An 11686-nucleotide genomic window follows, 5' to 3' on the forward strand; every position below is an offset into this window, starting at 1 on the left:
TCTTTTAAAAACTCACACCAATGGGCGTTTTGATTATATCTTTTATTACCAACCATCTTAAACCATCTGCTTTGATTAAAGTATCATTGATAGAATTCATAATACCCTTTATTCTCATCATCCGGTCTTCTTCAAGAATATTATCCATTGAAAATATATCATCAATCAGAGAATAGTGTATACTCTTCAATGATCCTTTATTGAATTGAACTAAAATGTCATTCCCAACAGATTCATTAAACATACCAACAATGTGTGAAAGCTCCCTTCGGAAGAATAAATCTATAAGATAACTATAGAGTTCATCTGAAGATAGAATAACCTTTGCTAAGCGATTTAAACCTGAGATAAGTTCATGAACAAAAAGACCCTCTATGGAATCCTTGTAGGGAATAATTGGAACCTGATTAATACCCGCTGATGCATATGATCTCTTAATAAAATAATTGATATCAAAATCCTTAACGCCAAGACTAACTAACACTAATTGGATATTACCTTCACCTAAAGCATCAAAAAATTCATCAATATTGCTTGAAACAATCGGCTTATAATGAAATCTTTTAAGTATGGTTATTAAAATATTATTTCTAGCTATGGAATCATCGAGAATTAGTATTTTTCCTTTGCAGGAATGAGTATTCCTATCTATAATATCAATATAACTAACAATTCTCCTAACCTCAGGAGATATAATAAGATCCGCTATACCATTATTAATTAAAAAATTCCTTATCCTATCAGTAACCTGATAAACTAAACCAATGATTCGCACTGGAATAGTGTTTAGAGCATTTACGACATTTATTAACTCTTCAATATTCTCATCAACAATCTCAATAATAGCGCAATCAACGGATGATATATTATCAGATTTTATAATTTCATCCAACGAATGTAGCTGCCCTATATCCTTTACAATAAATCCAACATTGTGCAATTCCTCACCAAGTATATTGTTGCTGTGTGTCCTTAATAAAATCTCTTTCATGATATTCGCCTTAAAATATTAAGTCTCATATGCATTATATAATGTCAATCCGGATTCTCAATGTTATATATAATATCATAAATTCACAATCACTTGTTTTTACCATTAACTAATCTTACTGCTGGTAATGGATAAGGTTGAGAAGTAATCAATAGGGCAATTATGGTATACTATCAAGCAAATTCACTTATTACATTTTTATCCGTTAGAATGAAAATATATATTATCTCAAAAGAGGCGATAATAGCTCTTGCTATAACAAGTCCATAATCAATTATACTGCCATGATATCCCTCTATTAGGATATTTATAAAAAAGGGAATAGAATAAGCGAGATGAATATCCATTAGAAACAATTGAACCTTTCTGCTTATTTCTGACATAAAATATAAACCTATTATATGAATAGACAATAGAATCGCTAACAGGATTCCCAATACTATAAATAATGAGTTATTGTATATGGCTAGAAAAGCAAACATTAAATAGATAATCTCAAAGAAGTATAAAATATTAAAATACGATACAAATAGGTGAACTCTTTTATTTTTCATTTTTTCCACTTCTCTAAATGTAATTGATACCCTTATTACTTAAATAGGAGAAAGAAACTAGTATTTATCCATTTCATATAATTACTTGTTCTATTAAGCTCATATTATTATAAAGACAAGAATAATTTATTCCTTTAAGAGAATTAGCCGAAAAAAAAGAAAGTATTGTTTTTTTTGTTGCCCACATCTTAATAATAATATATATCATGGTTTACCTGCGTTGCGCGTGATAGGTATAAAATATTTTTGAGTCAACACCATCACAAATGGGATCTCAAATCTGAGAGTGGAAATCATGCTTCCAATGACGAAGAAGATGGAAGCCTTCATGCGGGAACCCACGTGTGTTTAAAGTACTTCAAAAATAATTACCTACACGGCAACAGCGGGTAAAATCTATTTCTAAACCTCGGATCTGGTTATAATGAAGCAAGAAGATAACTATTACTCAAAATATCAAAGATATAGAGAGTTCTGGCAGAATAATATACAGGGGATTGAAGATATAATAGGAATTATCGAGAAACAACTCTTTCAATTAGAGAGACAGTATTCAGATTTCGATTCAGCATATGATGAGATCGTGAGTCAAATTGACATTTTATCCTCAATACATTCATGTTTTAACACAATGTCAGGGAAAGAGTATATTTTGAAGCTGAAATCCCTACTCAAGGAGTACAAAAAAAAATATTCTCATGATGGAATTAATTTTAATGCTTTATACCACCTCCATTCAAAAATAGTTGAATTAACAGACAAGAGCATAAGTGAATTCCCTAAACTTGATCATAAAATATATCTTTATCGCAAAAAATATAGGGATATTAAAATCGATAAAAGCAGTAGACCGTTCAAATGGATCACTTTTTATAGAAATGGCTCATGGTTCATCATCCCCTACAAAGAGTTAAGTATTATTGAATCTAATAACTCTGAAGTTTTCACAAATTATGATTCAGATGAAAAATATATAAAAATAGACGACAGACTACTGAAAGTAGTTGACCTGTTCTCCAGATCGCAAGTATGGAGAGAAAAAAGTATAAATTACTTCCTAATAATCGATGTAATCAATCAAAATAAGGAAGTTAAATGCTTTGCGGCAAATAAAATTGGGAAAAATATTCTAGCGAGAAAAGACTTCATCAGCCAGAGGTTAAGGTCTTATAATAAAAAAAACAAAATATCCACAGGCTATGTTCACATTTTTGGGAAAAATCATATTTATATTGACAAAATTGTATAATCCTTGGCTTACACAACATCATCAGCTTTGCCTAAAAAATAAAGTGATCTTATTTCTTCAGAACAGACCTTGCCCTCCTCAATTATTTTTAGACAATCAGTGCTAATGTCAACACAACTACAAGATGGATACTTTCGACATAGTTCTTCCACTATAAGTATTAAATCTGCACGATCATTAAAGGCATCTACAATATCCTTTCTTCTACAAAGTGTAATACCCCTTCCATTTAAAGCATCCATAAGTAACAATGGATCACCAATTAGATCAATCAATTCATGTAAAAATCTAATTTTGGGGAATCTAACAGCTATTCGATTATCTTCATCATTATGAACATCATCCATCACATTTTTCAATAAAACAGTGACCTCCCCCGGCCATATTCTATTTAAAAAATCATATTCAAATTTATTTATAGAAGCGATATTTCCAAGCATCTTGAATGATGAGATTAGTCTCACAAATTTTGTCTCAGCCCAATTTGTAATCTCTGAAAATCTTTGTCTCAGATCAGACATGCCCAAAGTGATTATTCCATAAACACTATCAGTTGGCATAACAACGATTTCTCTGTTCAATACTGAACGATATATCCTATCCATGGTCTCTTTACAGAGAGATCCATCCTTCCTGAGTTTTTTAATTGTGATTATCTCAGCCTTTTTTCGATGCATCTTCACATAACACCTCATCGCAACTACACTTTTCTTCAAGTAAACGAAAGGTTAATAATCCTGCTATGTTATCCTCACAAATCCTAAAATGGCTAAAATGCATATGCAGGCACTTTAGCATTGATATATTCCTTATTCCCCCAATTCCGGTATTGAACAAGTCAATCCTCTGTTGTGGGATGTTTTCTCCAATAAATTTATGGAAAATAGCGCTTCTTAAAAAATAAAAGTTAGCATGCGCCTTTTCCATTTTTGAAGTCAGTAAATTATCAGATAAAATAATTTCTGATATCCGTTGTATGCCACCTACTGACTCTATTATATGGATTTTATCATTTAAATAAGGGCATGTCAACCACATTAAATTTGATAGAGCTTCATAATTCAGCTGCTCCTTCCCATTGATCATCTTTTTTGGATTCAATAATATAATGAATGGAAATCCATGTCTACATCTCTCAATTATGCTTCCAATATGAACACTCTTACATTCCAACTGCCATTTAATTATATTAATATCATTCTCATTATACTCCTGAAATATACAATATGAGCTATCTAAATTCATTTCTAAAAATAATTTCCTCCTAAATTTATCATCAAAGGTGCAATAAAAAACAAGTATATCACTTCAATAATCGTATCTGATCATCGCACTAAAGATGAAAAAGCCATCACCCACCCTTATCACGGAATGATGGCATTCAGTGTATTTACTCTTATATTATAAATAAGTTATCTCTTGGTGAAATAGAAAAATACAATCATAATTGATACAATTATCCAAAATATCCTTATATGCTCTAGACCAATAGTATATTTAGTATCATTAATCCTTCTCTTATCGGATGTCTTGTAATACTCTTCCCTTCCCTTTAAAAAGATCAACTTCTCATCATCTTCAATATAACCTGCAATTACCGCCTTATCCTTATAAAAATCTCCATTTTCATATCTTCTATATAATTCACTCAATTTTCTATTCTCTTCTTCAATATCCTCGATTCGATTGATAAGTCGCTTCTCATCCTTCTGTAAACGCTTATTCTCTATCCAACCGCTTTCTCCAAATATAAAGCAATAAACACCGATGAGGAAGAAGAGTAAAAGAAATAATGAAAAACTATTTTTTTGCATTGCTGATACTATATAAGGCCTCTTTACCGGCAAACTTCGACATAATCCCTAGCTCTTCCTCAATTCTCAATAGTTGATTATACTTTACAATTCTATCAGTCCTTGAGGCTGAACCAGTCTTAATCTGACCAGTATTCATAGCAACTGATAGATGAGCTATTGTAGCATCCTCTGTTTCCCCAGACCTGTGTGAGACCATGGATGTATATCCAGCCCTATGTGCCATTTCTATTGTCTCAATAGTTTCAGTTAATGTGCCGATCTGATTAAGCTTAATGAGTATTGAGTTTGCTACACCCTCCTCAATACCCCTCTTCAACCTCTGTATATTTGTAACAAAGAGGTCATCGCCCACAATCTGTATCTTATCACCACACTCATCTGTAAGCAGACGCCAACCCGTCCAATCATCCTCAGCCATGCCATCCTCAATCGAAATAATCGGATACTTTCTAATCCAGTTACAATAAAATTCCACCATCTCTTCAGGTGTCTTCTTTGACTTTTTCTCTGCTTCTAAAATGTATTTGCCATCTCTATAGAATTCACTTGAAGCCGGATCCAGCGCAAGATATATATCAACACCAGGTTTAAAACCCGCCTTCTCTATTGCTTCGAGGATAACCTCTATAGCTTCCTCATTTGATTTTAAATCTGGAGCGAATCCTCCCTCATCACCAACAGAAGTATTTAGACCCTTCTTCTGTAATACGCTCTTTAATGAATGGAAAGTTTCAACACCCTGACGAAAGGCCTCCCGAAAACTATTTGCGCTAACCGGAGCTATCATAAATTCCTGAATATCGACATTATTATCAGCATGCTTCCCTCCATTAAGTATATTCATAAAGGGGACTGGCAATTCACAGGCTCCGATCCCGCCAATATATCTATAAAGGGGTATCTCTAATGTCTGCGCCACCGCATTGGCACATGCCAATGAAACACCAAGAATAGCATTTGCACCTAATTTTGACTTACTCGGAGTTCCATCCAAATCAATAAGCGTTCTATCTACTTCAATCTGGTTAACCGCATCCATCTCAATAATAGCGCCTGATATTATATCATTTACATTATCTACTGCCCTTAGGACACCCTTTCCGCCATACCTCTTCTTATCTCCATCCCTCAATTCAACCGCTTCATGTTCGCCTGTTGAAGCCCCAGATGGAACAGCAGCTCGTCCAATTACCCCAGATGACAGCTCCACATCAACCTCAACAGTAGGATTCCCTCTGGAATCCAATATCTCTCTCGCTTGAACTCCTATTATTATTGTCATATCTTCACTCCCATTATAGCCTTAAATATATTACTAAATACTAAACAAAATAACTTATTCATTATCCATTTTTTTAATAATTATTTCAAGCAAATTTTATATATTGTATCGCTTCAATGAAAACGGGAATTTTTTCGCTAAAAATTAAGCTGGTATTTCCTCTCTTAATAATCTGAATAATTCTACTAATTTACCCATCATATCTGTCATAAGACCCCAGTTCAATATATATCTTGAAAATCCGTCAAGCATGAATATCAAATGGTATTTAAATATATAGCATAAGTCCAATCCTGTATGCAGTTTCATTTTTATCGTATTCCAATTGGGATTCAGCATACCCATGATAAAATTGCAGGCATATAGCCGGGTGCGCTCCCAGTATGTTTAACCGAATTATAAAAAGAGCCTCCTGACCACCCTTTGAAAAGTCTGTTCCTTCAACTCCTCCTGCAAATATTCTGGTATACAATGCAATAGCCTCAAATGATCCACTAAAAAGCCAGCCAGCCACTAGATCAGCCTCCCACCATCCCATATATTCCCTGATATTTCTGTTGGTTTTATCGAGTTGATACAACACATATGGGTGAAATGTAAGTCGTAGGATATAATTTTTCCCCACTTTCCCCATAATTATTTTCAGGTAATTACTGTCATATGAACGTGAATCATATTCATCCTTCCCATTAGACTTGTGTTCATAGATACCAAGCTGAACTGAGTCTAATAGGCCCCAATCTATGGGTATATGATAAAATAGATGTGGATTAAAATTGATATCCCTAAATGGACGTGATTTTTCATGAATGTCCCAAAACATAAACTGATTATATCCAAAGAATAGATTAAATGATTCAATGAACTGGTACTTAAAACTCATCAGTACCTTTGCATTTGGATGACCATCAACAAAGTACATCGGGATGTATGTTGATAGTGGAAATGTTTTATCCTTTTTAAATAGCATATCAGTATAACTTCCTGATAAAATTTTTCCTGAAATAGTGGGTACTATAGCTAAAAGCATACATAAAACTAGAATAATTGTAATTTTTCTCATTTTCATAACCCATTGTTCTGATAGTATATTTAATATTATTTATAACAAACATTATGTAAAATCTTAACCATAATGGTTGTGTATTTTTTGGCAAAAAATTAAGACTTCCTGAAAAAGGGGGGTTGGTGGGAACAGGGCCAAATTTTTACATAATTTAATTGTAATACTATTTCTTTCCCCCATCACTACTTTATTAGCATTCATTAATACATAAATTAGTTTTATTGTCATTATTAGAAATTCGAGCTTTACCTTCAGCAGACCCTTCAATCTAAATCTAGTAAAATTGCGATTATTTTTAATCTGTCCAAAAACCGGCTCAATACTGCCTGCTCTTTTAGAATATATTGCTTTCGCATTATCTCCAGACATCTTTTTCCTCATCTCTTGTCTATATACTACATAGCCATCGTCCTCTATTGTTCGATATCCGCGCCTTATGTCTTCCTTTGTGATTATGCAAACCTCTCTTTCATGACAGAACACATACTTCTTAAGCTTGCAGCCATATTGAGTATATTTCTTCCCATCCCTAATGAATTCCCTCATAAATTCCAAAGACTCTCTTGCAGGACAAACCCAGATATCATTATCTTCATCAAATTCAAAATTTTCCTTATGAAATTTATTCTTCCCCAAATCGGTCTTCTCACTACGATTAAACATTGATATGTACGCATCAATATTCTCTTCTCCAAGGTCAATATTATCTTTAAGCTGTTCTACCATCGGTTCCAATTGATATTGATCATTTTCATCTTGAGTTATATCTGCTGCCACAATTATTTGATTATTAGATATCGCCTGAACATTGTAACATTCCTAGGTAATACTATCACTTTGCATAACACGACAATCAGTATCTGTTATATTTAAAAACATATCTCCATCTGATGATCCATATTCATCAAGAAGAACTTCTATGGAATCATATTCTGTCAGCAATTTATCTGTATCATCCAATTTCTGGATCACTATTCTATTCTTCTTATAAACAGCTTTACTCCCCTCTTGAAAAGAAACATCTTCTTTGTCAACTAAAGAAAATCCTCTTTGATCATTATCGCCACTACCTTCAGCAGATGTATCTTCTTTGCATCAATATTGGCCATCCTTTAGGGCATCCAGTCTCTTTATGATCTTCTCTCTATTCCTCTCTTCAATATCCTCATCCAATTCATCCTGCTCCTCCCATTCTCTTAAATATCTCTCAACGTGTTCAACTATCTCCTTCTGCCTATTGATCCATTCAGACTTCTTTCGCGTCTTACTAAAACTCGCCTGTGCCTCAATCTTGCTACCGTCCAATGCAAATAAGCTATTATTTCTTACAATCCCAGCATCCACGGCTAAGAATACTGATGATTCAAATAACTCTCTGATCGCCTCTCTATGCTTTATCCTGAAATCACATATTGTCCTGCGTTTTATTATATGACCACCCACTAAATATATAAAACGTAAATCAGTCCTCACTAATTCTGCTATCTTCACACTGCTGGTTATACCCTTATAAAATGCATACAATAATATACTCAACTGATCCTGAGGAGAAAACTTCTTCCCTCCTTCCCTGCTGTAACTAGCTGTTATGGAACCTATATCTAATTTTTCTAATAAATCCTTGAATAGAAAAACTTCATCATCCTCACAAAGGCGATCTCCTACATAATGATTTAAAAAAAGTATCCCTTGATCACTCTGATTTTCTTTTATCCTTTTCATTCCGTCATATCCCTTCAAAATATCCCAAATTTTAAGGATATTTTAAAAATAAATATTATTTTTAAAACAATATTTTATAAAGACAAAAACAAAATAACAAAATTAGCCCCAGTTCCCGCCAACCCTCACGTGCCATCAATAAAAATAATACAACTTGCTTGACATACATTTTTTTTTGGGTATCAGTATACTTATATTCAAGTATTGAATATATGTTATTCACAACCAATATAGGAAAGTAGAATGGAGAAAAAGAATTGCTGTTCCGGAGAAGAAATTTTTATTACTACAAATGGCCTTTCATACAATGACTTTATTATTCTTCCAGGATATATTGATTTCACACCGGATGAGGTTGATCTTGAATCAAATCTTACAAGAAATCTTAAAATTAAAAAGCCGCTTATTTCAAGCCCAATGGACACGGTTACTGAATCGAGGATGGCAATCAGTATGGCGCTTGTAGGTGGAATAGGGATTGTCCATTATAATAATACTATTGAAGAACAGATAGAAGAGATCCATAAGGTGAAGAGATTCGAAAAGGGTTTTATAATGGACCCAATTGTATTATCCCCTGACAACACTATAGGAGACATTGATAAGATAAAGGACAAATACGGTTTCTCCGGTATACCAATCACAGTTGATGGGAAACTCAATTCTAAATTAGTTGGGATTGTAACAAATAGGGATATCGACTTTGAGATTGACAAGAGAAGAAGGCTCTCTGAAGTAATGACAAGGGACCTGCTTACAGCAGACAAAAATATATCACTCTCAGAGGCAAATGAAATTCTGAAAAAATCCAAGAAGGGCAAACTTCCAATAATAGATGAGAATGGAAATCTTATTGCCTTGATGTGTAGAAATGATTTATTAACCAATAAAGAGTATCCCTTTGCATCAAAAGATGACCAAAAACAATTGATGGTTGGTGCTGCGATATCCACTAGAGATGAGTCAAGGGATAGATTGGATGAATTAGTGAAGGCCGGAATAGATGTTGTTGTAATAGACTCAGCTCAGGGCAATTCGATTTATCAGATTGAATTGATTAAGTACATTAAGAAGAGATACCCCTCTCTTAATATAATCGGCGGGAATGTAGTCACTGAATATCAATGCGAGAGTTTAATAAAAGCAGGAGTTGATGCCCTAAGGGTTGGCATGGGAGCTGGTTCAATATGCACTACCCAAACCACAATGGCGGTGGGCAGAGCTCAAGCAACCGCTGTTTACAGATGCGCTAAATATGCGAAGGATTATGGGATACCGGTCATAGCTGATGGCGGGATATCGAATATAGGGCATATTATCAAAGCTCTTGCTTTAGGGGCCTCGCTGGCAATGATGGGATCAATGTTTGCTGGTACTGAAGAAGCCCCAGGGGACTACTTCTATGAAGATGGTGTCAGACTAAAAAGATATAGAGGTATGGCCTCATTCGAGGCTATGGAAAAGGGTGGTGGGAAGAGATACTTTGTTGATGATGACAACTTAAAGGTAGCCCAGGGAGTATCCGGAGCTGTCGTAGATAAGGGCTCGATACTCGAATATGTACCCTATTTGGTTCAAGGCCTTAAGCATTCATTTCAGGATATTGGTGCAAAAAATATTAAAAAATTACATCATATGCTCTATTCAGGAGATATAAGATTTGAACTCAGGTCCTTTTCAGCACAGAAAGAGGGTGGAATACATGATATGCATTCATATAAAGAGTTAAAGTATATGTAGTCACTTTTATTATTAACCTCAATGTAATCCCTATTTACTTGAAAGGTATCAAATCTTCGTAATACATTAAATATATTCCTCTGCTTGTAGTATAATGGAAGATGAATAACAAATTCTTCATTTTCCCCCACCTAAAAAGAATGATAATCTCAGTTTCTGGTAAGCTAATTTACTATTGAATACCTATTGCCCGTTTGATATAAGTGAAAACGTCTTCGGACTCTCAAATAAAAGTTTACTTCTCAAATTCAGCTTTAATATTAAATACTTTATAGAATTCTTTTGCCATTGCTTTAGCTACGGATTTTGGTGATTTAGCAGAATCACATTCATAAGTGACTATCATTAAGGTTACACCATTTTGAATATCTATCAATTTTGCACTGGCAAAACTTGCATAATTTGTCGTCTTTGATGTTGGTGCTGGAGTCCAAATATATAATGTTAAACAGCTACAACACTGTTTCCAAGCTGGTGTACTTTTCTCATGGGTAGCAACTACTTTTACATTACCATATATTAATGCGTCTACTCCCTTCAACTTCCCAACAGCCAAATTTGGATTATCAATAATTCCAGCCATGGTCATATTCTGCTCTTTTAACAATTTTTCAAGAATTTGACGGTCTATAATTTCGAGATTTGTCCTCATTAGATACATTGATAAGCTATCTGCAATTGAGTCCCATGTTATTGCATCAGATGATTTTAGTGGGATTATAGCCACTCTTTTTATTTTGGAGATTGCTTGACGTTTAATGATTGTACTATCTGCATGCACGCATGCACAGATATAAGCTGTAACACCTATAAGTAAGATTACAAATTTTCTCATCTACCCTGCCTCCATAGGATATATGCATATAATCAATAGAAATTATTCTTTCAAAAGGACTTGGTTTATCTGAAAATCCCACACTATAATAACAGGTTGGGAATCATATTGAAACTACATTACTATAAAAAAATAAATGTATAAAAATTACAAGGATAAAACTTAGCTTTATAAAGAAGTGAATGTCCTTTCATATTTCAGTCCTGTAGTACATTTAACAAAGGAAATAACACTACACCTATGATATAACGAATAATTATTTCTGCAGTGACTGGAAAACAAGAAACGAAGCATACTCGACCATTATTATATTATCACTAAGAAAGATGTTGAGCGAAGAATTGTTGGCATGAATGGGCGGAGCAAGACTATGACAAATTTCATTCACCTGCAAATTCAATAATACAATTATATAATTTTTCATGAAATT

At 33.7% G+C, this 11686-nt stretch carries 13 protein-coding genes and 1 other RNA gene; 3 read left to right on the top strand and 11 right to left on the bottom strand.

Annotated features, from left to right (window positions below; genetic code table 11):
* Positions 1-4: 4 nt before the first annotated feature.
* Positions 5-991, bottom strand: a complete 987-nt coding sequence (locus SVZ03_02275) for a hypothetical protein (GenBank protein ID MDY6933035.1) — start codon at positions 989-991, stop codon at positions 5-7.
* A 173-nt stretch (positions 992-1164) separates the two neighbouring features.
* Entirely contained in the window at positions 1165-1374 is a 210-nt protein-coding gene (locus SVZ03_02280; GenBank protein MDY6933036.1) for a hypothetical protein, read from the bottom strand.
* 380 nt (positions 1375-1754) lie between these two features.
* Here SVZ03_02280 and ssrS point away from each other — a divergent pair.
* Both ssrS and SVZ03_02290 read left to right on the top strand, forming a co-directional pair.
* Positions 1755-1941, top strand: a non-coding RNA gene (ssrS, locus tag SVZ03_02285) — 6S RNA.
* Between the two features lie 28 nt (positions 1942-1969).
* Positions 1970-2794, top strand: coding sequence for a hypothetical protein (locus SVZ03_02290; GenBank protein ID MDY6933037.1), 825 nt, complete (start codon positions 1970-1972; stop codon positions 2792-2794).
* 8 nt (positions 2795-2802) lie between these two features.
* Here the strand turns inward: SVZ03_02290 and SVZ03_02295 are convergent, their stop codons facing one another.
* From SVZ03_02295 to SVZ03_02330, 8 genes are all read right to left on the bottom strand, one after another.
* The gene (locus tag SVZ03_02295) at positions 2803-3471 is read right to left on the bottom strand and encodes a Sua5/YciO/YrdC/YwlC family protein (protein ID MDY6933038.1); all 669 of its coding nucleotides are present in this window, start codon (positions 3469-3471) and stop codon (positions 2803-2805) included.
* Entirely contained in the window at positions 3452-4039 is a 588-nt protein-coding gene (locus tag SVZ03_02300; GenBank protein MDY6933039.1) for a DUF501 domain-containing protein, read from the bottom strand. The genes SVZ03_02295 and SVZ03_02300 overlap by 20 nt, the downstream gene beginning before the upstream one ends.
* 167 nt (positions 4040-4206) lie before the next feature.
* Entirely contained in the window at positions 4207-4608 is a 402-nt protein-coding gene (locus tag SVZ03_02305; protein MDY6933040.1) for a hypothetical protein, read from the bottom strand.
* The gene (gene eno / locus SVZ03_02310; GenBank protein ID MDY6933041.1) at positions 4595-5893 is read right to left on the bottom strand and encodes a phosphopyruvate hydratase; all 1299 of its coding nucleotides are present in this window, start codon (positions 5891-5893) and stop codon (positions 4595-4597) included. The genes SVZ03_02305 and eno overlap by 14 nt, the downstream gene beginning before the upstream one ends.
* A gap of 268 nt (positions 5894-6161) precedes the next feature.
* Entirely contained in the window at positions 6162-6956 is a 795-nt protein-coding gene (locus tag SVZ03_02315) for a phospholipase A (GenBank protein ID MDY6933042.1), read from the bottom strand.
* A 63-nt stretch (positions 6957-7019) separates the two neighbouring features.
* The gene (locus SVZ03_02320; protein ID MDY6933043.1) at positions 7020-7736 is read right to left on the bottom strand and encodes a transposase; all 717 of its coding nucleotides are present in this window, start codon (positions 7734-7736) and stop codon (positions 7020-7022) included.
* 42 nt (positions 7737-7778) lie between these two features.
* Positions 7779-7931 (bottom strand): hypothetical protein, encoded by a 153-nt coding sequence (locus SVZ03_02325; protein MDY6933044.1) that lies wholly within the window; start codon positions 7929-7931, stop codon positions 7779-7781.
* 123 nt (positions 7932-8054) lie between these two features.
* Entirely contained in the window at positions 8055-8681 is a 627-nt protein-coding gene (locus SVZ03_02330; GenBank protein ID MDY6933045.1) for a transposase, read from the bottom strand.
* A gap of 243 nt (positions 8682-8924) precedes the next feature.
* On the opposite strand from SVZ03_02330, the gene guaB reads away from it, so the two are divergent.
* A complete protein-coding gene (gene guaB, locus SVZ03_02335; GenBank protein MDY6933046.1) occupies positions 8925-10421 on the top strand; it encodes an IMP dehydrogenase in 1497 nt (498 codons plus the stop codon).
* Between the two features lie 235 nt (positions 10422-10656).
* Here the strand turns inward: guaB and SVZ03_02340 are convergent, their stop codons facing one another.
* The gene (locus tag SVZ03_02340; protein ID MDY6933047.1) at positions 10657-11256 is read right to left on the bottom strand and encodes a CsgG/HfaB family protein; all 600 of its coding nucleotides are present in this window, start codon (positions 11254-11256) and stop codon (positions 10657-10659) included.
* Positions 11257-11686: the final 430 nt, after the last annotated feature.

The organism is Spirochaetota bacterium (assembly GCA_034190085.1).
Lineage (GTDB): Bacteria > Spirochaetota > UBA4802 > UBA4802 > JAFGDQ01 > JAXHTS01.